This is a genomic window from Lederbergia citrea, assembly GCF_018343525.1.
GTDB lineage: Bacteria > Bacillota > Bacilli > Bacillales > Bacillaceae_C > Lederbergia > Lederbergia citrea.
In genome coordinates this window covers 717372-741049 of the sequence record NZ_JAGYPH010000002.1, presented here as the reverse complement: position 1 = coordinate 741049, position 23678 = coordinate 717372, and the positions used below count along the sequence as shown (strand labels likewise).

Here is a 23678-nt window from a genome sequence, read left to right as displayed (position 1 = left end):
ATATTCTACTTCATTACAAGTATATTGAATGTTTACTAAACCTTCCCACCTGAGAAGTTCGAAAAAGAAGAAATGGATGAAATTAAAGAGAGCTCAACGGACCCTGAAAGCGGGTATAGGAACCATTGTCACACCTGGTAATGTACATGATAGTCATATCCCTCGACGGGGAGGTTGGGGGTAATTACCGGGCAATTCCCCCCCTACTCGATTTAAAGCCTGTATTCAATCGTTTGTATGGTTCCATCCCCATTATATTTTAACTCCGTGTACTTTACACTTCGCTTATGGTTTACACCACCGGATAAAGAGGCGTCATGATAAAATAAATACCATTTGTCGTTAAATTCCACAATAGAATGGTGTGTTGTCCAACCAAGAACTGGGGTTAAGATTTTACCTTTATAAACAAACGGACCTTGTGGGTTTTTACTCATTGCATAAGCTAGAAGATGGGTTGTTCCTGTGGAATAGGAAAGATAATAATACCCGTTGTATTTATGAACCCATGGACCTTCAAAAAATCTTCTTTCCTCGTCACCAGCCAAAATAGGATTTCCTTCTTCATCGATAATGGAGATTTCTTGAGGCTTCCCTTTAAAAGACAGCATGTCATCGTTCATTTCAGCAAACATTGGACCTAATGCAGGTTCCGAAGGAGCAGGACCTTTTCCGTTAGGATCAAAGCTACCTGTCCGCCACTTTTCCAATTGACCACCCCAAAGGCCGCCAAAATACATATATGCTCTGTTATTATCATCAACTAGGACAGCGGGATCCATACTGAAACTACCTTGTATGTAATTTTCTTGCGGAGTAAAAGGTCCAGCTGGGTTAGGACTAGTAGCCACCCCAATTCGGAAAATTTCATCATGATCTTTCGCCGGAAAATATAAGTAGTATGTATTGTTTTTGAAAGCTGCATCCGGCGCCCACATTTGTTGCTTTGCCCAAGGAACATCTTTTATATGGAGAACTTCCCCGTGGTCCACACAAGGAGAATCAAAGTCATCAAGTGACAGGACATGGTAATCCTCCATAGCATATTGATCGCCATTATCATTGGAAGGTCCATCATGGTCTAAATCATGGGAAGGGTAAATATAAATTTTACCTTCAAACACATGGGCAGAAGGGTCAGCTGTATAAATATGCTCGATTAAAGGCTGATTGGGTTTTACTATTCTTTTCATCTTTTTTTCTCCTCCATTGTAAGTCTTTATTCTTTCATTACAATCATACAAGCTTTATTTAGACCTACGTACTCGAACCAGTCAAAATACGCCTTATTGTCACTTTCTCTCACCTTTTAATGTGTAAACAAAAACTAAAGTTGTATTCACTACTTTTGTTGCGTTTTAAATTAACGCAGAAGGACGTTCCTTCGCCTTATCCGCTTCTCCAGCATTTTTATTAGCCGCGTCACGATCTTCCGCCATTTCTTCAACAGTTTTTACCTTCAGACGCGCTGCACCTTGATAATCTTCTTTAGTCGGAATTAAATCTCCTAAAGCTAATCTTTCTTTCGCTTTTTCTATTGCTTCTCCGTATTGAGGCAACCATTTTTCCTGGGCGACAAGCAGTTCATCCGTCATTTGCCAAATTTCTTTCGGATTACAGACAGCACCAGTAAGCGGGTCCATCATCATCGCTTGACGTAATAAGAAGTCGTTCCCATTAACAGCTGCCTCAACAGCAAGTCTTTGTACAGAAATACTAACGTTGCATACTGCAGCCGGCCCAAGCGGTAAATCGCCAACTTGTGGCATGTTAATCCCATTGCTATCTACATATCCAGGTGCTTCGATCACAGCATCATCTGGTAAATTTGAAATTACACCATTATTGACCACGTTGAAATGCCCTCGATATACCCGTCCTGTTTCAAGTCCTTCTATTATATATGAGCCATGTTCTTCACTACGATTCTCTTGAATATATTCAAGAGGTTTTTCTTTTAGCCAATTCGGAAAATCCGTTTCGAACCAGTTTCTGCCTTCCGTACAAACCCTTAAGTAACCACCTGTTTCCCCGTTAATCCATGATCCTAAATCAATCCATTCATTGATTTCTTCGGGCCTTTTTCTATACCACGGAACATATTCACTTAAATGACCATTCGATTCTGTACTGTAATAACCAAATCGTCTAAGCATATCGATACGCACTTTTTCAGTTTTACTGTATTCAGGATGATTTTCAAAAGCTTCGAGCAATTTTCCAGTGAGATCCTCACCATTATGCTTGACGCTAATATACCAAGTTTGATGATTAATCCCTGCACAAATAATGTCGACTTCCTCTTTTTTCAAACCAAGTACTTGTGCAATTTGCCAATGTCCGCCCTGTACACCGTGACAAAGCCCAATTGTTTTTACCCCGCCATATTTATTGCATGCCCACGTAATCATCGCCATTGGATTTGCGTAGTTAAGCAATAAACAATCGGGATCAGCCACTTCTTTAATGTCCTTGCAAATATTCAACATTTCCACAATGCCGCGCTGTCCGTACATAATCCCGCCTGCGCATAAAGTATCGCCAACACATTGATCGATTCCATATTTCAACGGAATATCGACATCCGTCTGAAACGCCTCAAGCCCGCCAATGCGCACGACAGAAAAAATGTATTTTGCATCTTTAAAAGCTTCCCTGCGGTCAACCGTCGAATGTATTTTTATATTTAAGCCGTTTTCATCAATGTCCCTTTGACAGAGTTGTGTAACCATATCGAGATTTCGCTCATTAATGTCTGTGAAGGCAACTTCAATATTGTTGAATTCCGGTACAGCAAGAAGATCTCGTAATAATCCTCTCGTAAAACCAATACTTCCCGCTCCTATAAAGGCGATTTTAAATGACATGAGGCATGTCTCCTTTTTTATAAAAATTTCCCGGCATTATTACGCTGCAGATTCTTCGACTTCTTCGGCTTTATCTAAGATAAAACTAATGATCATAATAAAAATAAGCGGAATCGTTAAAGTGGCGAACAAAATACTCATTTGCACATGTTCTGCAACAAATCCAAATATGTACGGAACGGTCATACCACCGATTCCTCCAGCTGCAAACGCCAAACCAAATGCGGTTCCAGTATACTTCGATTTGAATAACGTTCCTGCCTCAGACACAATCAGAGGCCATATACCCGAGAATCCAATTCCAAGCAGAAAAAAAGTGACGGGTGCAAATGGCTGTAATGCAGAACTTAGTTGGGCAAGAAGCCCCAAGATAGAGATGAGACAAAGTCCACTGACGAGCACTTTGTTGGAAAATTTCTCAGACAACATCGCGGAAATAAACCGGCCGATGGTGATTCCAGCCCACAGCAAACTAACCATGACTCCTGCGAATGTTTCATTAAGCCCAAGATCCAAGCTTAAATATTTTGGAGTCCAGCCCCAAACTGTCGTCTCCACCCCAACGTATAAGGCAACTGCAGTACAGAGAAGCAGAAATCCTCGATTGCTTAAAATACTCTTAAACGCTTTCATTTCTAATTTTTCTTCTGCTTTCACTGCAGGATACTCGAAACCAATCACCCAAATTACAGCGACAAATGCAAGGAGAGAAGCTACCATATAAGCTGATTGCCACGGAAAATCAGTATTAGCCAGCCACCCTGCAAATGCCGGCCCAATGATGGCACCGACACCAAAAAAAACATGGGCAAATGTAACTGCGCGCCTCTCGTTTCCAGGATTGATATCAGCGACCATCGCACTTAGCGTGCCTTCAATGACGCCACCGAAACCTCCCGCTAAAAAAAATAGAATAATAGAGAAAAGTAGCGACGGTGAAAGCGAGAATAAAAGAAGGGCGCTTGCAAATCCAAACCCAGACCAAATGACGACCCGCTTTTTGCCAATTCGGTCTGAAATAATGCCACCAAAAATAATGGCTACGGTAAACCCGGCAGCGGAAACCGTAAAAAAAGACCCCATCTGGGCCACAGATAACTGAAACGACTGAGACATTTTTTCAATGAGCGGACCAATCATCGTCATCTGCATGCCGAAAATCAAAATCGTAAAATTTATGGCATAAGTAAACAGCTTTCTATTTAGCTTATTCATGGTGAATCTCCTGTCATGGTATTTTAAAGCTAGTCCAAAACACAAAGATCTATCTCTCCTATAAATTATAGTATACAATGGTCGAAATAAATACTATTTTCCGATTATAGGAGAGGTAGCTGGAATATTATTAGGCAGAACCACCAATTAAGTGTAACCGCCTGTCACATCGTTTTACAAAATAATCGAGCTTCATTTCTCATTTATCCAGACAAGCATTTCCCCTGGTTCCCGGTTACACCAAGCATAATATGGAATAGCTGTCAGCTTGAAAGAATGATATTGATTTATATCAATTGGCTTGTACAAGGACTCTCCCCACCCGGAATCGTTCAACCGCTCCGCTTCAGCTGTTACCACCGTAACGCCGCCAAGTAATTCTGGTTCAAAGCGTGCACTAAAAACTGCATTTTCAGGTAGAAAAATATTGGGCAAATTGGCGCCATTATCCACTTCTTCAATACAATAAATAACTGGCCCTCTTTGCAATGCTGTTTTTCCGGCATTTTCTCTAACATTAGGATGCGCCTTGATTCGTTCAACAGGCATGGTTAAAACGAGTTCTACTTGATCGCCTGCTTGCCAAACCCTTTTCACATATGCATATCCATTTGAAGTGATGTCTTCAAGATCCACATATTCTCCGTTAACTTTTAAGTAGGCTTTCCTGCACCAACCAGGGATTCTTAATGCTAAAGTAAATTCACAATCACCCTCAGGGCTAACTGTTAGGGAAATCGTTTCATCCCATGGATATTCTGTTCTTTGCACAAGCTTAACTGTTTGACCATTCAGCGCAAATTCCGCTTTATTGCCCATATAAAGATTTACAAATAGTTCATCATCATGCTGGGTATAAATATATCTTCCAATCGACGCGATTAACCTCGCTAAGTTCGGTGGACAGCATGCACAGCTAAACCACTTTTGCCTTTCAGGTTTCACATGGCGCTTATCATGTCTAATGCATGCCTTTGGCCAAACTTCCAACGGATTCACATAAAAAAACTTTTTCCCATTTAGATCCATGCCGCTAATCGTTCCATTATATAAAGCACGCTCCATAACATCAGCATATTTTGCGTGTTTATCGAGATTTAGCATTCGCTGAGCCCAGAAAACCAATCCAATCGAAGCGCATGTTTCCGTATAGGACGTATTGTTTGGTAAATCATAGTTAAAGCTGAACGCCTCTCCAAACTCACTTGAACCGATTCCAGCCGTCACATACATTTGCTTGTTCGTCACATTTTCCCAAAGTGTTTTACAAGCTTCAACAAGTGATTCGTCACCTGTTTTTGCCGCCAGATCTGCCATTGCCGAATACATGTACACAGCCCTTACTGAGTGGCCCGCCGCTTCCTTTTGCTCCCTGACAGGAAGATGCGATTGGCTATAGCGATAGCTTCCATAATACCAAAATGGCTCTTTGTCCCCTCTTGCTTCACTTTCTTGATCAAAAAAGTGTGGCTGTCTACCCCGCTCTTCAATAAAAAACTTACTGAGGTTCAAATACTTTTCATTTCCTGTTGCTTCATATAATTTCACAAGCGCCAGTTCAATCTCCTGATGACCGTCATATCCTTGGATTTTTCCGGCTTCTTCTCCAAAAACAGTATCGATATAATCAGCAAACCGCGACATAATATCCAATAATTCACGTTTTCCAGTTACTTCATAATAAGCCACGGCAGCTTCCATCATATGGCCTGCACAATATAGTTCATGCTGATCTCGCAAATTTGTCCAACGTGCTTCAGGTTCCTTAATTGTAAAATAAGTATTCAAATAGCCATCATCCTGCTGGGCCTTTCCAATTAACGCAATCAATTCATCCGCTGTTTTTTCCAATTCCGGATTTGGATCCGTCGCTAAACTGTAAGCCACAGCTTCAATCCACTTTGCAACATCACTATCCTGAAACACAAAACCGTGGTATTCACCTTCCGCTTCTCCCGCAGCGATTCGGAAATTTTCAATGGCATGACTCGGGGCGGCGCCCTCAATTCGATCATTTAGGGCTTCCCATTGGTAAGGGATGACCTCATTCCGAACTACATCCATATATCTGCGCCAAAATTTGTCGTTAATTTTCGGCTGATTCATAGTCTTTGTCGTTCTCATCCTTTCATCTCCTATCGTGTTTTTTTAACCTAATATTAAATTTCTAAGAATGTCTATTATCCACTTTCTTAAAAACTTGCATGGAAAACCACATACAGCCTGTTGCGGCGATACTGATGGAAAAAAACGGAATAAAAGCCGGAAGCTCCAAGGAAACATAAGAAACGATAAAAATAACCATTCCAATGAATATTGAATAATGTATTTTTGAAATACCAATAATGAATGCATTTTTAATATGTTGATGCCATGGGGCTTGATAATGGGCAAGCAACGGAAAAGACCATAAAACAATGATCGAATAGAAAAATAATATTAGATAGAAAGCGAATGGAATAATAAATAATATTTCATCAGCTGTATTGGCCATCACGCGATAGTTTATATAGAGTAAAGCCCCTCCGATAGAAAGGATCCATCCCAATATATTGGCGCCTACAAATTCCTGCCTGTAAATCTTTTTATACGTTTTCCATATATGAATCTCGTGGTTTCCCTTAACCCACTCCCTGGATACCCCTAATGCAGCTACAGTTGCTGGAAAAACGCCGGCCACAAGCACACCGAGGAAAGAGAATAAAAACCACAATCCACTTAGTACTCCTAGTCTAATAATCCAATGTAGAATTCGATCAAGTGATGTTACAATTTGTTTTCCATCCATGCTGCCGCCACCTTTATGCTTTTATCCTTTAACTCCCCCAACTGTAAGTCCTTCCACGAAATAACGTTGGAAGAAAATAAACAGTAAAATAATAGGAACAATCGTCATAACAGATCCCGCTATTAATACATCATAGTTATTTCCGTATGGAGTTAATAAAGTAGCCAAACCAATTGGTAAAGTAAACATGTCATTCGATCGCAACACTATCAGTGGCCACAGGAAGTTATTCCAACTACCGAGCCCTTGTAAAATTGCCATTGCCGCTAAAGATGGGGTCATCAATGGCAACATGATTTTAAAAAAGATTCCATATTCAGTTGATCCGTCAATTCTTGCCGCATCCATTAATTCTTTCGGTAGCCCCAATGCATACTGCCTAAAGAAGAATACAGCAATAGGTGCAACAATCGCAGGAAGCAAAACGGCTGCATATGTATTAATCAATTGCACGTTGATCATTAATTGATACAACGGTAACATTAAGATTTCAAAGGGCACCATCAAAATAAACAAAACAAGCATGAATAAAACGTTTCTACCTTTGAAGTCATATAGAGCTAATGCATATCCAACCATTGATGAGAAAAATAGCGAGAGAACGACTGTAATGACTGAAAGGATTAAACTATTTCCGTACCAAGTCCAATAATTACCTGCCTCGGTAAAAATATATTGATAGTTATTAATGTTTAATGTACTAAAGTCTACTGTTAAACTGATCCCATTCCGCATTAACTCTGATGAGGGCCTAAAAGATGAGAGCAATAAACTAAGGATTGGAAAAAGCGCTATTAAAGAAACAATTACAAAACCAATATTTACTAGCCATTGTAGTGTCATATCTTGTTTATTCATCTTCATTTTTATTCATCTCCTCTTTTAAAGGCTCCTGTCAGAATTAGTTGAATAAAGCTCACCACAAAGATAATCAACATCAATATGACACCAATTGCAGCACCAAAGCCCATATTATTTTGTTGAATACCTTGTTGATATAAATAACCGACGACCGTTAAGCCAATATTTCCCGGCGATCCACCTGTCCAATATACGAAGCTCTCCTCGAACATCCGAAAGCCTCCGATCACAGAAATCGTGGAAACAAAAATAGTCACGGGTTTTAAGAATGGTAATGTGACAAAGCGAAACTTTTGAAATCTAGATGCGCCATCAATGTCTGCAGATTCATATAATTCTCTAGGAACATTTTGTAAAGCGGCAAGAAAATATAATATATTTACTCCCATCCAACGCCAACAACAAAGCAAAACCATTAACAACATTCCTGACCAAGCTTTATATCTCCATTCTACAGATTCTAAGTTTAGCCAATGTAAAACTTGGTTAGCCGCCGCACTATCTGTTTCACCAAATAATAATCGAAACACCATCCCGGCAACAATGGTTGATGTTAATGCAGGGATAAATAATGAAGCTCGAAATAACACTTTATATTTTACAAACTTTGAATCTAGCAGTACTGCCAAGATAATTGGAACAATAACTAAAATAACAACTGTAAAAATAACATAAATGCTCGTATTCGATAACGCTTTATAAAAAGTTGGGTTAAAAATTCTAGAATAATTTCTTAACCCAATGAAAGTTACTTGGCCAGGTAATATACTTTGAAAGCTCATAATGATTGCTTTAATAGTTGGATAAAAAGTAAAGATAAAAAAAGAAAGAACAAAGGGTGAAACAAAAACATAGGGAACTACTTTTTTGGAGTTTAAAAATCGCAAAATTTTATTAGGGCTTTTTACATGTATGTCTTGAACGGCTGTCATTTTAGGCGATGGTAACATAAGGATCCCCCCTATTATTTAGGGCGGGGGAAGACCCGCCCTGAAGGATATTATTTGCTATTCATAGATTTTTTAATTGCTTACTGTTTGTTGCTCCTAATCTTATCTGCCGCTTCTTTCAGTGCTTCTTCTGCTGTTTGTGACTGCTGTCTAAGAACACTGTCAAATACGACTGTATTAATTTCATTTTGAACCTCTGGTGTCTGTGGTGTAATGTGGACCGCATTGATCTCGTCCTTTATATCAAGAAGAGTATCGAAAATATCATTTCCGAAAAATTGATAAAACTTATTATCTGCTTTAACTTCATCGCTTTCCCATACATCCCAACGTGGAGGATCGAAGCCTAAAACTGTCCAAAGTTTAATATTAGCTTCTTTTGACAACTTCGCAAAAGCTAAAAATTCTTTTGCTATTTCAGGATGTTTCGTTTGGTTTGTAACAACGGTTCCCGTTCCTCCCATTCCAGCTGATCTGAAGCCACCAGCTTCCCAAGCCGGCATCGGACGAACAACGATCTTACCTTTTAGGTCTGGCATATTTTCTATGAATCTACCCATATACCATAATGGCATCGAAATAGAAGCAGCCTCACCATCATTCATATATGCATAGTATTCTTCAGCATGGGGTTGTCCGCCAGGAGTTAGTTCAGCAATTTTATTCACATATACCATGTCGTGAAGGAATTGGAGCGTTTTAATATTCTCTTTACTATCAACTGTTACTTCTCCATTTTCATCAAACCAATCTGAACCTTGTTGACTAATCATCTCCCACATAGTCATGTAATCTCCTGTATGGACATTAGTCATCATTTTACCCGTCTTGGCTACAACTTGTTTCCCAGCTTCCACATAGTCTTCCCATGTTTTGATAGAATCGATATCTACTCCAGCCTCATCCATAATTTCTTTGTTATAGTACATGACAGATGCCCCAACATGAGTTGGCATACCGTAAAATTGACCATCTTTACTATAAATATCTAAACGCGCTCTAACAAAATTATCGATTTCAGGATCAACAAATTCATTCATAGGTAATAACTGAGGTTCACCTTGCAGGTAGTTAGGGAAACGACTTATTTCGATGTCAACGATGTCAGGCGCCCCTTTTCCAGATTGTAGAGCAAGCAGAAGGTTATTATGCATTTGGTCATAAGGATATGTTTCCGCTTTCAATTTAATCGGTCTATCAGGGTTAGTTTCATTCCAGCGGACAGCAGCATCTTCAAAAAATTCCATATGCAATCCAGCAAAAGTCCAAAACGACAATTCAGTTGCACCCTTAATATCGTCTCCTACAACTACTGTGTCTGTTGCTTTTTCCGAACTAGACTCCTTGCCTCCACAAGCTGCTAGCACGATGGCCAGTAGTCCAAAAAATAATACAAGTATACTTTTCTTTTTCATACTTTTCCCCCCTAATTTTGTAAAAAAAGTTAATTACCAAAAAGACAGCGCTAAGACAAAAACGTGCAAAAGTTGTTTAAATCATCCAACCACTAATTATTATTCATAATTATTTGAAACAATTACTAAACTATCGCTGGGTATTCAATGCGAATATCTATTATTGGGGTCAGTCACTTGCGATTCTGACCCCAGAATTTCTATTTTTTCAGACGAATAACATTCCAAGAAAGTTTTGGAAGGGACGCTGTTACAATCCCGTTGTCATTAGTGGCATCTCCGCGAGAATGAGGCACGACTGCTTGTTCTTTTGCCGTATTTACTTGTTTCAATTCATTATTTTCAAGGACGATATGCTCAACAACCTTGTAACCTTCGAAATTACGAATATCGCTTTCTAGCAATAGGCTATCTTCCAAGTCCCGGTTGACTGCGAAAATCGTCAATTCTTCTTTTTCTTCATTATATACAGCGGTTGTATCAAGCACTGGCACGTCAGTGAAATCTTTACTGTCATACTTAGGGCTGGATACGATTGGATTCAGCACAACGCCTCTCCCATAAACAGAAGCATGCATATAAGGATAGAAAATTGTTTGTTTCCAAGCTGGACCGCCGGTTTCAGTCATGATTGGAGCAATAACATTTACTAATTGAGCCATACAAGCTATTTTTACGCGATCAGCATGTTTCAGTAACGTGATAAGCATGGAGCCGACAAGCAACGCATCCTCGAAATTATAAATGTCTTCAAGTTGAGGAGGAGCAATAGTCCATGGATCAATTTTACGGTCAGCATCATTGGAATGATACCAAACGTTCCACTCATCAAATGATAGGTTGATGGTTTTTTTGCTGTGTTTCTTTGCTTTGATATAATCTGCAATTGAAATGACTGATTTGATAAAGTCATCCATCTCAAGCGAAAGAGCAAGGTAATTAGCTACATCGTTGGCACGATTACCGTAGTATTGATGAAGAGATATAAACTCAACGTTTTCATACGTATGATCAAGAACGGTGGCTTCCCAGTCAGCAAACGTCGGCATACTACGGTTGGAACTGCCGCAAGCCACAAGCTCAATCGATGGATCAACAAGCTTCATAACCTTGGCTGTTTCATTTGCCAACCTTCCATATTCATGTGCGGTTTTATGGCCAATTTGCCAAGGACCGTCCATTTCATTTCCAAGACACCACGTTTTAATTTTATGAGGGTCTTTATAGCCGTGGGAAATGCGCAAATCGCTGTAGTATGTACCTGATGGATGGTTACAATATTCAAGCAAATTTCTGGCATCATCTATTCCTCTAGTTCCCAAGTTAACAGCCATATTGACTTCTGCATTAACAAGCTTTGCCCAATCCACGAATTCATTTGTACCAAGTTCATTCGTTTCGATTGTTCTCCATGCAAGTTCAAGTCGGCGTGGACGATCTGCCTTTGGACCGACGCCATCCTCCCAGTTGTAGCCTGATACAAAGTTCCCGCCAGGATAACGAACGAGCGGAACATTCAACTCCTTCACAAGCTCAATCACATCTTTACGAAATCCATTTTCATCAGCCTCCGGATGCCCAGGCTCATAAATCCCGCCATAAACCGCCCTACCCAAATGTTCAACAAACGACCCATAAATCCGCTTATCAACCTCAGAAACCTTAAAATCCTTCTCAACAATCATCTTCGCCTTCTTACTACCCATTAACCTTCATCCCTTTCGCTAATTATTCGACATACTTCGGGGCGTGCCTGTCACCCCCCGACCATTTCGCACCATGTGGAAATGGACAGTTGCTTTCAACTATTTTCGCTCTGTAGCGTACAAGACTGCCACTGTGCATACAGGTTGTTCCGTATTGGAGTGAAGGGCAGCTATTGCAAATGCGTAGCCGCTCTTCATAAATTTGGTCTTGAATGAGATTCAAGCCTCGCTGCTTTGCGTCTAGCAGCATGTCCTCCAGCACTTCGTCGGAAACAATCACACTCCCAGTACATCCTTTACACAATCCATTCATCGAACTTCGCCCCTCATTTAACAGCTAAAACAACGACTGACATTGGCGGAAGTGTAACAGAAAGTGATTGTCCATCTGCTTTTACTTCTGTGAACTCAGCTGGCTTCACATTTTCAGGCTGTTCAAATGTGTTGTGGGCATTCATTTCACCTGCGGTTAAAATCGTTCCACTAATACTAGCTGCTTCGAGGTTAATCCCGCGAAGATCTACTTCCATTTCAGCCGCATTTTGATGATCAAGGTTACAAAGACTGATATGAATATTTCCGTTTGCATCCTTTGAAGCAGATACACTCGTCTGCGGCAATGACTCGCCATCAAGCTCATATTGTCCAAACTGGCCATCGACTGCCAACAAGGTAGCATCGTGATGCACTTTAAACATATCGAACACATGATAGGTCGGCGTTAAGATCATTTTTTCGCCTTCCGTCAAAATCATCGCTTGCAATACGTTAATTGTTTGCGCAATATTCGCCATTTGAACACGGTCCGCATGCTCGTGGAAAACATTAAAATGAAGTCCAGCAACAAGCGCGTCACGGATCGTATTTTGCTGATAAAGGAATCCTGGATTTGTGCCCGGCTCCGGATCAAACCAAGTTCCCCACTCGTCAATGATCATGCCGATTCTTTTCTCGGGATCATACTTGTCCATAATCGTGCTATGCTTCGTAATCAGGGTATCCATATGAAGTGCTTTCTTTAATGTGATGAACCATTCGCTTTCAGGGAAATCTGTTGCTGATCCTTTCCCTGTCCAGAATTCGCCCGGGATTGTGTAATAGTGAAGGCTTAGGCCATCCATCATTCTTGCGGCATTTTTCATCAGCACTTCAGTCCAATTGTAGTCATCGACATTAGCCCCGCCGGCAATTTTGTAAATTCGATTGTCGCCGTAATTGCGGACATACGTTTGATAACGGCGGTATAAATCCGCATAATATTCAGGACGCATATTCCCGCCGCAGCCCCAGTTTTCATTACCGACGCCGAAATAGGTCAATTTCCAAGGCTCTTCACGGCCGTTTTCTTTCCGCAAGTTCGCCATAGGAGATTCGCCGTCAAACGTCATATATTCAACCCATTCAGACATTTCTTGAACGGTGCCGCTCCCGACATTGCCGCAAATATATGGTTCTGTCTCAAGCATTTCACAAAGCATCATGAATTCATGCGTCCCAAAATGGTTGTTCTCTACAACACCACCCCAATGGGTGTTAATCATCCTCTTCCGATTTTCACGTGGGCCAATACCGTCTTTCCAATGATATTCGTCCGCAAAACAGCCCCCTGGCCAGCGTAAAACGGGAATATTCAAGTTTTTCAGCGCGGCAAGCACATCATTACGAATCCCATTGGTATTTGGAATCGATGAATCCTCTCCGACCCAAATTCCCTCGTAAATCCCTCTCCCAAGATGCTCAGCAAAATGACCATAAATATTCTTATTAATTTTAGCCTTTTCAATATCCGCATTAATGACAACATGGTTTTTCATTAGACTCAATCCTCTCTATTCTTCATTCGACAAACTTCGGGGCGTGCCTGTCACTTGTCGAATTATCGGTATAGCAATTCGTTCCAGCGCAGTTCGTTTTGGAATGCATGTGTGTTTGTGTCGTTGTTGATTAAGACGGATTCAATTCCGACAAGTTCAGCAAAGTCTTTAAGCTGTTCCGGTGTAACTTTGTATGAGAAGCATGAATGGTGAGCGCCGCCAGCCATGATCCAGTTTTCGGCAGCTTGGGCAAGTGACGGCTGCGATTTCCAGAGCACGCGAGCAACCGGAAGCTTCGGCATATCCTTTTCCACTTTCACTGCATCTACTTCATTGATCACCAATCGGAAACGATGGCCAATGTCGATAATGGATGCGTTCAGCGCCGCACCGCTCGCTCCATCAAACACGATCCGTGCAGGATCTTCTTTGCCGCCAATTCCAAGTGGATGAACTTCAATTCTCGGTTTTGTCTCAGCAATGGTAGGACACACTTCCAACATATGTGAACCTAGAACAAGCTCATTGCCAGGCTCAAAGTGGTACGTATAATCTTCCATGAATGAAGTGTCCTTTCCGTCCGCAATAATTTTCATTAATCGAACGAGCGCCGCAGTTTTCCAGTCGCCTTCGCCTGCAAAGCCATAGCCTTGCTCCATTAAGCGCTGGACAGCAAGACCAGGAAGCTGGCGCATGCCGTGCAAATCTTCGAAGGTTGTTGTGAACGCCGTGTATCCGCCTTCTTCCAAAAATGCTTTCAAACCGAGCTCAATTCTTGCCTGGTAACGAATCGAATCTCTTACAGCACCTTCACTTTGCCCTTCTTCGACGATGTCATATTTCTCTTCATACTCCACCATCAACTGATTGACTTCTTGCTCAGAAATGTCATTCATCCGTTGGACAAGGTCACCGATGCCATAACCATTAACCGTCCATCCAAGCTGGATTTGGGCTTCCACCTTGTCGCCTTCGGTCACCGCAACTTGACGCATATTGTCGCCAAAGCGTGCTACTTTTAAGTTTTGGCTTTCATTAAAAGCAACGGCAGTCCGCATCCAGCCACCAATACGCTCAAGCACTTCCTCATTTTCCCAATGACCAACAACCACTTTACGCGTAACATTCATTCTACTGCCGATAAAACCATATTCCCGGTCTCCATGTGCGGACTGGTTCAAGTTCATGAAATCCATATCGATACTGTCCCACGGGATATCGCGATTAAATTGAGTATGTAAGTGGAGCAATGGTTTTGTTAAAGCCTTCAAGCCTGCAATCCACATCTTTGCCGGTGAAAAAGTATGCATCCATGTAATAATTCCGGCACAGTTTTCATCAGCATTCGCTTCCAAAAACAATCTGCGGATCGCATCTGATTCTTTGACAACCGATTTAAAAACTACCTTATAAGTCACTGACTCATCATTATCAATGCCTGCTGCCATAATTTTCGAATGCTCCTCCACCTGGCGCAAAACATCTTCCCCGTAAAGCAATTGACTGCCCGTAACAAACCAAAATTCATAATCTTTTGTTTTTAACATAGAAAATCCTCCTTGTTTTTTCGACAATCTTCGGGGCCTGCCTGTGACCACCCGATTTATTTCTGACCATAATACGCCCTTGGACCATGCTTGCGTAAGTAGTGTTTGTCTAGTAGAAACTGATCCATTGGTCCGATTTGTGGATTGAGCTGGAATGAGTTGAATGCCATTTTTGCCACTTCTTCCAAGACGACCGCATTATGAACGGCTTCTTCCGCATTTTTTCCCCAGCAAAATGGGGCATGGCCTGCAACGAGCACGCCCGGCATTGCTACCGGATCTAAATCTTGCTTTTGAAAAGTTTCAATGATGACATTGCCGGTTTCAAGTTCGTAAGCTGACTCAATTTCCCGCTGTGTCAACGGCCGAGTGATCGGAATCTCACCGTAATAATAGTCGGCATGTGTTGTCCCAAGCGCTGGTATCGGTCTGTAAGCTTGCGCCCAACTCGTCGCCCACGGTGAATGCGTATGAACAATCCCACCAATGTCACTGAACGCTTTATAAAGCGCAAGATGTGTAGCCGTATCAGATGAAGGACGCAGCTCGCCTTCAACCACATTTCCATCCAAATCTACTACAACTAGGTCTTCCAATTTCAATTCCACATAAGCTACGCCACTTGGTTTAATGACAACGAGACCCTGCTCACGGTCGATACCGCTTACATTTCCCCATGTAAAAGTGACAAGACTATGTTTCGGAAGCTGTAAGTTTGCTTCCAATACTTCCTGTTTCAATATCTCAAGCATCCGTTTTCCTCCTATCCGCTAACGTAGTTAAAAAACCGGTTTTGCTTCGACGTCCAATGTAGCTAAGCCTTGCGCTTTTTTGATGTTTTTCAGTGTTTTCATGACGTTATTTTCGCCGCGGCCAAAATAATCGTAAAGCTTTTCATATTCAGCAAATAGTTGTTCATATACCTTTGCGTTGTCCGAAACTGGGAGGTATGTCTCTTCTTTCACACGCCCCATTTCTTTTGCGGCTTCAGTAATATTGTCATAGCCCCCGCGCTCTGTTCCAGCTGCAACTGCGCCAAACATCGCAGACCCAAGAGCAGGTGTTTGTGACGAGGCTGAGATCTTAATTTCCGTATTCAAAACATCTGCATAGATTTGCATCATCAATGTATTTTTTTCAGCGATACCGCCGCAAGCAAACACTTCATCCACAGGAACGCCATTATCACGGAATGCTTCAACAATCATCCTTGTTCCATATGCTGTCGCTTCAATTAATGCTCGGTAAATTTCTTCCGGCTTCGTAAGCAAGGTTGCACCTATTAACACACCCGTCAAATCAGCATCGACAAGTGTCGACCTGTTCCCATTCCACCAGTCAAGTGCCAAGAGACCGCTTTCACCAACTTGCAGCTTGTTCGCCTTTTCAGTCAACAACTCGTGGATATTCACGCCTCTTTCTTTTGCCTCTGTAAAATAACCTTCCGGTACACAGTTTTCGATAAACCATTCAAAATGATCACCCACGCAGGATTGCCCCGCTTCATAACCCATATATCCTGGAATAACACCGTCTTCTACAACTCCACACATACCTGGTACAACCTTTTCCTCTTCACCTAGCAAAACATGACATGTGGATGTTCCCATAATCATCAGCAATTTCCCAGGTTCCGTAATCCCAACTGCCGGAAGTGAAACATGTGCATCGACATTAGCAACCGCCACTGCAGTTCCCGGATTCAAGCCTGTTAACTTAGCTGCTTTTTCAGTAATTTCTCCTGCTTTTGAACCGATGGAGAAAATTTTGTTTGATAGTTTCTCTTCAACGACATTTTCAAGTCGCGGATCAAGCGCCTTAAAAAAGTCTTTCGCAGGGTAGCCATCTTGTTTGTGCCAAATGGCTTTATAGCCTGCCGTACAACTGTTTCTCTTAATCTCGCCTGTCAGCTGCGAAATCACCCAGTCAGTTGCCTCTACGATGTTATCTGCCGCCTCATAAATCTCAGGGGCTTCATTTAAAATTTGCCATATCTTTGGAATCATCCATTCCGAAGAAATCTTGCCGCCGTAGCGCTTGAGAAATTCTTCGCCGCGTTGTTCAGCGATTTCATTCAGGCGATTCGCTTCATCCTGTGCTGCATGGTGCTTCCATAGCTTCACATAGGAATGAGGATGATCTGCAAACTCTTCCGTCATGCACAGCGGTGTCCCATCTACTTGAATGGGAAGGACCGTACAAGCTGTAAAATCAATTCCAAGGCCAATCACGTCATCAGCTGACACGCCAGATTCCTTTAAGATTGCTGGAATCGTAGTTTGCAAAACTTCTAAATAATCATTAGGGTGCTGCAATGCCCAATCGTCTTCAAGCTTTGTTGTCCCATTTGGTAAGAACTCATCCATCACACCGTGAGTATATTCTTTTACTGCTGTCGCCACTTCTTTTCCTGAGCCGACCTCAACAAGTACGGCACGTCCGGATAGTGTACCGTAGTCTACACCAATTGAATATTTTGCCAATTTGATCACCCTATTCAATATAAAATTAAGAACCATTTTAAGCGCTTTCAAAGCTATACACTACATACGTACAATCACGGCTTTATAATAAGAACCACTAACTTGTACGCATAACATTAATTTGATTTTATCACTTATAAACTTTTTTTCAATGGATAACTTTCAAAAAAATTAATACATTGAACTATTAATCTAATGGATCTCGTTCTTCCTGGCGTTCGATAATCGGGATAACTATCAACTTCCTATATTTTGATTGTTTACCGAATTGACGTTGACTACCTCCTGACTCGGCCTTAACTTCTTTGAAGCGCCTTTTCTATTGCTGCCGTTCGGGAGTTAATTTTACGAATAATTTCCGGATCGAACTTCGGTTTACGGTTGTACGTATACAGTCCATTTACTTCTTGCTCAATGTCATAAAGCTGGGTGTAACAAAATCCAAACATGTTAGGATTATCGAGTAGTGTCGAGACCAGTCCTTCATATCGACTTAAAAACTCCTCCTCCGATTTAGGCCTGTCCCCATATCCCCATCCTTTTTCATCTTTTTGATCGGGATTCCACCATATCCCACCAAATTCACTGACAAAATACGGCTGACCCTCATACCTTTGTCGATCTGGGAATGTTGTAAAAACTTCTCCCCCATTTTTCATCGGCTCATATCTAGCAGCAAAGGTTTCGGGGTTTTGATCATAATCGTGCACATCGAAAATATCAGTCTCAACGTGGAAATTACCACTTGTATCAATGACAGGGCGGGTTGGATCTACCTGTTTTGTTACAGAATAAACAATTCTTAATACCTCGTTATTTTGTTTTCTTCCATCCAAATCCCATGTTTCATTAAATGGACACCAACCAATTAATGCAGGATGATTGAAGTCTCGCTCCACAACTTCCAACCATTCCGGCAAAAAGCGCTCCAATCCAGTTGCTGTTGTAATATCAAGGCCCCAGTTGGCCTGTTCTCCCCATACCAAATAACCAAGCTTGTCAGCCCAATAAAGAAAGCGAGGTTCAAAAACTTTTTCATGCAATCGCGCTCCGTTAAAACCCATCTCCATTGATATTTCAATATCTTTACGAAGATCGTCATCTGTTGGAGCTGTATAAATTCCTTCCGGATAAAACCCTTGATCAAGAACAAGTCTTTGAAAAATAGACTTATCATTTATTTTAAAGGCCATTCCATCCAATTTAATATGACGCAGTCCAAAATAACTGTCGATAACATCAAGCTTTTTCTCATTTTTTAATAGACTTATTTGCAAATCATAGAGCTCTGGATTGCCAGGTTCCCATAAGTGACTTTCAGAAAGCTCTACAGTTAATCTAGCTTTTTGCCCAGAAACAGCAGCTAGTTTACTCCCTACGTCCTTCCCTTGATACTTTGCAAAAGCCTCTATTGAAAGTTGATCATCATAATTCCCTTTTAATTCCGCTTCAATATGGACACAACTATTGTCAGGATCAGGATAAAATTTTACGTTTGAAATATAGGTTTCCGGCACACACTCTAACCAGACAGTCTGCCAAATACCGGTTGTCCTCGTATAATCACAGCCGTGAGAATAATATAACCCGCTCTGTTTTCCTCTCGGTTGTAGTCCGGATCTAACATCGTCCTCTGCGCAAACAGTTACAACATTATTCCCTGAAGAAACAAAGTCTGTTATATCAAAGGAAAATGATGAATATCCGCCACGGTGCTTACCAACGGACTTTCCATTGACCCATACTTCAGTATCATAATCAACAGCCCCAAAATGGATCAAGACTCTTTTATTATTCCACCTCTCAGGTATCGAAAAATTCCTTTTATACCATACCGCCTCCATAAAATCGGTATTGCCAATCCCCGACAATTCACTTTCCGGACAAAATGGAACAATGATATTTTCAGAAAAGTGATAGCCTGTATCGAACCAATTTCTCTGTTTCCCACTTTTCCCATGATCAATCTCAAACTCCCAATTTCCATTTAAATTCATCCATTCAGGTCTTACCATTTGCGGCCGCGGATATTCTGGCCTAGGAATTAATTGAATGTTTTCCATCGCTCTCTCTCCTTTTAATTAAATTGTATAGGATACTATGAAATTACTAAGCTTCCTCGATACCTATTCATTTGAAGCGTTTACAATGATTTCAAAGCTGATCTTTTATGAAGATTTATTTTTGTTATAAATATCGAATCCTACAGCTAATAAAAGGACAAGACCTTTAATTGCTTGCTGCCAGTCTATACCAAGCCCTAATAATGACATCCCATTGTTCATAACACCCATAACCAAACCACCGATAATGGCTCCTGGGACTGTTCCTATTCCTCCATAAGCGGAAGCACCGCCGATAAAGCTAGCCGCGATTGCATCAAGCTCAAACAAGTTTCCTGCTTTAGGTGTCGCAGCATTTAATCGTGCAGCAAATATTAGACCCGATAATGCTGACAAAACGCCCATATTGACAAACACCCAAAATGTTACACGTTTTGATTTCACCCCAGAAAGTGTTGCCGCCTTTTCATTACCACCAACTGCATAAATATGACGACCGATCACTGTTTTCTTCATAATAAAAGTGTAGAAAATGATGAGAGCTAGTAAAAGAATTAATATATTTGGTATTCCTTCATAAGATGCCAGTACGTAGGAGAAAATAAGAATGACAGTTACCATGGCTATAAGCTTTGCAAAGAATAGGCCATTATTTATTACCTCTAGCCCATTTTTAGTTTGCTGATTTCTTTTGCGTACCTCTAAGAAAGTTAAAAGGAAACTTAAAATGATTCCAATAATAATAGTAGTAAGATGAATCGATTCAGTTCCAAAAATATCAGGAATGAACCCAGAACTAATTTTTTGAAATGAAGTAGGAAAAGGTGCGATCGATTGCCCTTTTAATACAACCATTGTTAACCCTCGGAATAGTAACATTCCTGCTAACGTAACAATAAATGCAGGGATTCGCATATATGCAATCCAAAAACCTTGCCATGCCCCGATTAGCGCCCCGATTATAAGGGATAAAATAACGGCAAGAAACGGCGGCAAATGCATATTCACAATCATAATGGCCGATACAGCTCCGACAAAGGCGGCAATTGAACCTACTGAAAGATCAATATGACCGGTAATAATAACGATAATCATTCCGATAGCCAGAACTAATATATAACTATTTTGTAATATTAAGTTGGTTAAGTTTAATGGTTTTAACAAGATACCACTTGTTAAAATTTGAAATAATAGCATGATTAATAACAAAGCGATGAACATACCGTATTGCCGCATATTATCTTTTACTAAGTTTTTAATCGTCTGCATCTTTAATCCCTCCGGCCTTTCGTCATGTAAGCCATAATTGTTTCCTGTGTCGCTTCATCTTTATTTAGCTCTCCGGTAAGTCTTCCTTCACTCATCGTATAAATGCGATCGCACATACCTAACAACTCTGGTAGTTCTGAAGATATCATCAAAACTCCTTTTCCGTTACGAGCCAATTCATTAATGATGGTATAGATTTCATATTTGGCTCCAACATCAATCCCCCTTGTTGGTTCATCCAAAATTAATATTTCGGGTTCAGAAAAAATCCATTTACTTAAAACAACCTTTTGTTGATTACCTCCACTTAAATTCACGGTCTTTTGTTCAACACTCGGAGTTTTAATATTAAATTTCCGCCTAAACTCTTCTGCTTCTCGGACTTCCACATCTTCATCAATGATAAATTTTTTGGAAATCTTTTTTAAGTTTGATAAAGTAATATTACGCTTTATATCATCTATTAAAACCAATCCATAGTTTTTGCGATCTTCAGTAACGTAAGCAACTCCCATTTCAATGGCCCTATTAATCGTATGTAATTTTTCTTCCTTACCATTAATATAAATTTTCCCACTAATATTTTTTCCGTATGATTGTCCGAAAACGCTCATCGCAAATTCAGTTCTTCCTGCCCCCATTAAACCTGCAATTCCAACAATTTCACCTTTTCGGATATTCATATTTATATTATCGATGATTTTCCAATCCGATTGTGTTGGATGATACACATTCCAGTCCTTCACTTGAAAGATGATGTCTCCGATCTTGGGTGTTCGTTCGGGGTATCTGTTTTCCAAATCTCTTCCAACCATGCCTTTAATGATCCGTTCTTCAGATACTTTTTCTTTCACAACATCAATTGTTTCAATCGTTTTCCCATCCCGCAAAATCGTGATAGAATCGGAAACCTTTGTAACTTCATTTAACTTATGGGAAATAATGATTGCAGAAATTCCCTGTTTTTTTAATTCAAGAAGTAATTGAAGAAGATTTTCGCTGTCGCCCTCGTTTAAGGCAGCTGTAGGTTCATCTAAAATCAATAATTTCACATCTTTTGATAAAGCCTTCGCAATCTCCGTAAGCTGCTGCTTCCCTACTCCGATGTTTTTTATTTTAGTGTTGGGGGATTCTTTTAAACCCACCTTATTTAGTAAGTCACTTGTCTTCCTTTCAGTTTCACGCCAGTCGATAATTCCTTTTTTCGCCCGCTCGTTGCCAAGAAAGATATTTTCAGCTATTGTCATTTCAGGAATTAAGGCAAGTTCCTGATGAATAATGACGATACCGAGATTTTCGCTATCTTTAATTGTTTTGAACTCGCAAACTTTATTTTCAAAAATAATGTCCCCAGTGTATTCGCCATTAGAATAAACACCACTTAAAACCTTCATTAAAGTAGACTTACCAGCACCATTTTCTCCACATAGCGCGTGAATTTCGCCTTTTTCAACTTTAAAATTAACATTTTCTAATGCCTTAACTCCTGGAAACTCCTTAGTGATATTTTTCATTTCTAAAATAATTTCAGACATGGACGTTACACCTCACAATTTAAGGAATTTAGCGGCGGCCTGTGAGCTGCCGCTAATCCTAGTATTCTATTATTTCAGCTCATCCTCTTTGTAATATCCACCATCCACTAAAATTTCCTTATAATTATCAACATCAACAGAAATAGGCTCTAATAAGTATGAAGGTACTACTTTCTTTCCATTATCATAAGTTTCTGTATCATTAACCTCTGCCTCTTCATCTTTCAGGACAGAAATAGCCATAGACACAGCTTTTTTAGCTAATTCTCTCGTATCCTTAAATACGGTTTGAGTCTGCTCACCCGCGATAATTGATTTGACCGAAGCAAGTTCTGCATCCTGGCCAGTAACGACTGGAATAGGGTTACTGCCCGATCCATATCCCACACCTTTGAGCGATGAAAGTATACCAATACTGATACCATCGTATGGAGAGAGAACTGCATCCACTTTATCACTTGTATAATGAGCGCTTAACAAGTTGTCCATTCTTGATTGCGCTGTTGCCCCATCCCATCTAAGTGTGGCCGCTTGTTCAAATTTTGTCTGGCCACTTTTAACGACTAACTTTCCTGAATCAATATACGGTTGTAAAATAGACATGGCACCATCGAAAAAGAAATAAGCGTTATTATCATCAGGAGATCCAGCGAAAAGTTCAAGGTTGAATGGCCCTTCCGCATCTTTCAGGCCAAGCTTTTCTTCAATATATGAACCTTGCAAAACACCAACTTGGAAATTATCAAAGGTTGCATAATAACTGACATGTTCAGATTTTTTTATTAATCGGTCATAAGCAATGACTGGAATCTTTTCTTTATTTGCTATTTCTAATACATTCGTTAGTGCCTCACCGTCAATCGGTGCGATGACAAGCAGATCTACACCTTTTGTTATCATATTTTCAATCTGTGAAACTTGGTTTTCTACAACATCTTCCGCATATTGTAAATCAGCCTTATAGCCCGCAGCTTCAAATTCCTTTGCCATGTTTTCCCCATCATGAACCCAACGCTCTGAAGATTTTGTTGGCATAGAAAGACCGACTTTTCCGTTTTCCCCCTTGGAACCCGTTTTACTTCCACCACATGCGGTTAAAACAAATAACATCAAGGCAACCATTAAAACTGAAGCGATTTTTCTCATATTTTCTCCTCCATGAATT

18 protein-coding genes are annotated in these 23678 nt (G+C 40.5%); all 18 read right to left on the bottom strand.

Translation table 11 applies throughout. The features are described from left to right. Positions 1-212: 212 nt before the first annotated feature. On the bottom strand, positions 213-1193 hold the full coding sequence (locus tag KHA88_RS12540; RefSeq protein WP_213098282.1) for a glycoside hydrolase family 43 protein: 981 nt from the start codon (positions 1191-1193) through the stop codon (positions 213-215). 165 nt (positions 1194-1358) lie between these two features. Further along, the gene (gene melA, locus KHA88_RS12535; RefSeq protein WP_213107869.1) at positions 1359-2867 is read right to left on the bottom strand and encodes an alpha-glucosidase/alpha-galactosidase; all 1509 of its coding nucleotides are present in this window, start codon (positions 2865-2867) and stop codon (positions 1359-1361) included. Between the two features lie 39 nt (positions 2868-2906). Then, a complete protein-coding gene (locus KHA88_RS12530) occupies positions 2907-4082 on the bottom strand; it encodes an MFS transporter (protein WP_213122114.1) in 1176 nt (391 codons plus the stop codon). Between the two features lie 192 nt (positions 4083-4274). Further along, positions 4275-6206, bottom strand: a complete 1932-nt coding sequence (locus tag KHA88_RS12525) for a glycoside hydrolase family 127 protein (protein ID WP_213122113.1) — start codon at positions 6204-6206, stop codon at positions 4275-4277. A gap of 43 nt (positions 6207-6249) precedes the next feature. Next, on the bottom strand, positions 6250-6870 hold the full coding sequence (locus KHA88_RS12520) for a YesL family protein (protein ID WP_213122112.1): 621 nt from the start codon (positions 6868-6870) through the stop codon (positions 6250-6252). Between the two features lie 21 nt (positions 6871-6891). Further along, positions 6892-7728, bottom strand: a complete 837-nt coding sequence (locus KHA88_RS12515) for a carbohydrate ABC transporter permease (protein ID WP_430413714.1) — start codon at positions 7726-7728, stop codon at positions 6892-6894. Between the two features lie 8 nt (positions 7729-7736). Next, positions 7737-8681: a carbohydrate ABC transporter permease gene (locus KHA88_RS12510; protein WP_213107866.1), complete on the bottom strand. Its 945-nt coding sequence runs from the start codon at positions 8679-8681 to the stop codon at positions 7737-7739. 80 nt (positions 8682-8761) lie between these two features. After that, positions 8762-10096 (bottom strand): ABC transporter substrate-binding protein, encoded by a 1335-nt coding sequence (locus tag KHA88_RS12505; RefSeq protein WP_213122110.1) that lies wholly within the window; start codon positions 10094-10096, stop codon positions 8762-8764. Between the two features lie 200 nt (positions 10097-10296). After that, positions 10297-11802 (bottom strand): arabinosylfuranosidase ArfA, encoded by a 1506-nt coding sequence (gene arfA, locus KHA88_RS12500; protein WP_213122109.1) that lies wholly within the window; start codon positions 11800-11802, stop codon positions 10297-10299. Positions 11803-11824: 22 nt separating this feature from the next. Further along, on the bottom strand, positions 11825-12115 hold the full coding sequence (locus KHA88_RS12495; protein WP_213122108.1) for a DUF6171 family protein: 291 nt from the start codon (positions 12113-12115) through the stop codon (positions 11825-11827). Between the two features lie 13 nt (positions 12116-12128). Beyond that, positions 12129-13616 (bottom strand): alpha-N-arabinofuranosidase, encoded by a 1488-nt coding sequence (locus KHA88_RS12490; RefSeq protein ID WP_213122107.1) that lies wholly within the window; start codon positions 13614-13616, stop codon positions 12129-12131. Positions 13617-13678: 62 nt separating this feature from the next. After that, positions 13679-15163 (bottom strand): L-arabinose isomerase, encoded by a 1485-nt coding sequence (gene araA, locus KHA88_RS12485; RefSeq protein ID WP_213122106.1) that lies wholly within the window; start codon positions 15161-15163, stop codon positions 13679-13681. A gap of 56 nt (positions 15164-15219) precedes the next feature. Beyond that, positions 15220-15915 (bottom strand): L-ribulose-5-phosphate 4-epimerase, encoded by a 696-nt coding sequence (gene araD, locus KHA88_RS12480; RefSeq protein ID WP_213098294.1) that lies wholly within the window; start codon positions 15913-15915, stop codon positions 15220-15222. A gap of 27 nt (positions 15916-15942) precedes the next feature. Further along, on the bottom strand, positions 15943-17652 hold the full coding sequence (gene araB / locus KHA88_RS12475) for a ribulokinase (RefSeq protein WP_346729190.1): 1710 nt from the start codon (positions 17650-17652) through the stop codon (positions 15943-15945). 290 nt (positions 17653-17942) lie between these two features. Beyond that, on the bottom strand, positions 17943-19709 hold the full coding sequence (locus KHA88_RS12470) for a glycoside hydrolase family 2 protein (protein WP_213122104.1): 1767 nt from the start codon (positions 19707-19709) through the stop codon (positions 17943-17945). 105 nt (positions 19710-19814) lie between these two features. Beyond that, entirely contained in the window at positions 19815-20978 is a 1164-nt protein-coding gene (mmsB, locus tag KHA88_RS12465) for a multiple monosaccharide ABC transporter permease (protein ID WP_213098295.1), read from the bottom strand. A 2-nt stretch (positions 20979-20980) separates the two neighbouring features. Further along, positions 20981-22513: a multiple monosaccharide ABC transporter ATP-binding protein gene (gene mmsA / locus KHA88_RS12460; protein WP_213122103.1), complete on the bottom strand. Its 1533-nt coding sequence runs from the start codon at positions 22511-22513 to the stop codon at positions 20981-20983. A gap of 69 nt (positions 22514-22582) precedes the next feature. Further along, a complete protein-coding gene (chvE, locus tag KHA88_RS12455) occupies positions 22583-23659 on the bottom strand; it encodes a multiple monosaccharide ABC transporter substrate-binding protein (RefSeq protein ID WP_213098297.1) in 1077 nt (358 codons plus the stop codon). Positions 23660-23678 lie beyond the last annotated feature (19 nt).

What these genes read in the sequence shown, in the direction of transcription:
- chvE (WP_213098297.1), bottom strand. Translation starts at nt 23,659, where the DNA reads ATGAGAAAAATCGCTTCAGTTTTAATGGTTGCCTTGATGTTATTTGTT.
- KHA88_RS12470 (WP_213122104.1), bottom strand. Translation starts at nt 19,709, where the DNA reads ATGGAAAACATTCAATTAATTCCTAGGCCAGAATATCCGCGGCCGCAA.
- KHA88_RS12540 (WP_213098282.1), bottom strand. Translation starts at nt 1,193, where the DNA reads ATGAAAAGAATAGTAAAACCCAATCAGCCTTTAATCGAGCATATTTAT.
- KHA88_RS12490 (WP_213122107.1), bottom strand. Translation starts at nt 13,616, where the DNA reads ATGAAAAACCATGTTGTCATTAATGCGGATATTGAAAAGGCTAAAATT.
- KHA88_RS12515 (WP_430413714.1), bottom strand. Translation starts at nt 7,728, where the DNA reads ATGAATAAACAAGATATGACACTACAATGGCTAGTAAATATTGGTTTT.
- KHA88_RS12505 (WP_213122110.1), bottom strand. Translation starts at nt 10,096, where the DNA reads ATGAAAAAGAAAAGTATACTTGTATTATTTTTTGGACTACTGGCCATC.
- KHA88_RS12520 (WP_213122112.1), bottom strand. Translation starts at nt 6,870, where the DNA reads ATGGATGGAAAACAAATTGTAACATCACTTGATCGAATTCTACATTGG.
- KHA88_RS12525 (WP_213122113.1), bottom strand. Translation starts at nt 6,206, where the DNA reads ATGAGAACGACAAAGACTATGAATCAGCCGAAAATTAACGACAAATTT.
- mmsB (WP_213098295.1), bottom strand. Translation starts at nt 20,978, where the DNA reads ATGCAGACGATTAAAAACTTAGTAAAAGATAATATGCGGCAATACGGT.
- KHA88_RS12530 (WP_213122114.1), bottom strand. Translation starts at nt 4,082, where the DNA reads ATGAATAAGCTAAATAGAAAGCTGTTTACTTATGCCATAAATTTTACG.
- arfA (WP_213122109.1), bottom strand. Translation starts at nt 11,802, where the DNA reads ATGGGTAGTAAGAAGGCGAAGATGATTGTTGAGAAGGATTTTAAGGTT.
- melA (WP_213107869.1), bottom strand. Translation starts at nt 2,867, where the DNA reads ATGTCATTTAAAATCGCCTTTATAGGAGCGGGAAGTATTGGTTTTACG.
- KHA88_RS12495 (WP_213122108.1), bottom strand. Translation starts at nt 12,115, where the DNA reads ATGAATGGATTGTGTAAAGGATGTACTGGGAGTGTGATTGTTTCCGAC.
- KHA88_RS12510 (WP_213107866.1), bottom strand. Translation starts at nt 8,681, where the DNA reads ATGTTACCATCGCCTAAAATGACAGCCGTTCAAGACATACATGTAAAA.
- araA (WP_213122106.1), bottom strand. Translation starts at nt 15,163, where the DNA reads ATGTTAAAAACAAAAGATTATGAATTTTGGTTTGTTACGGGCAGTCAA.
- araD (WP_213098294.1), bottom strand. Translation starts at nt 15,915, where the DNA reads ATGCTTGAGATATTGAAACAGGAAGTATTGGAAGCAAACTTACAGCTT.
- mmsA (WP_213122103.1), bottom strand. Translation starts at nt 22,513, where the DNA reads ATGTCTGAAATTATTTTAGAAATGAAAAATATCACTAAGGAGTTTCCA.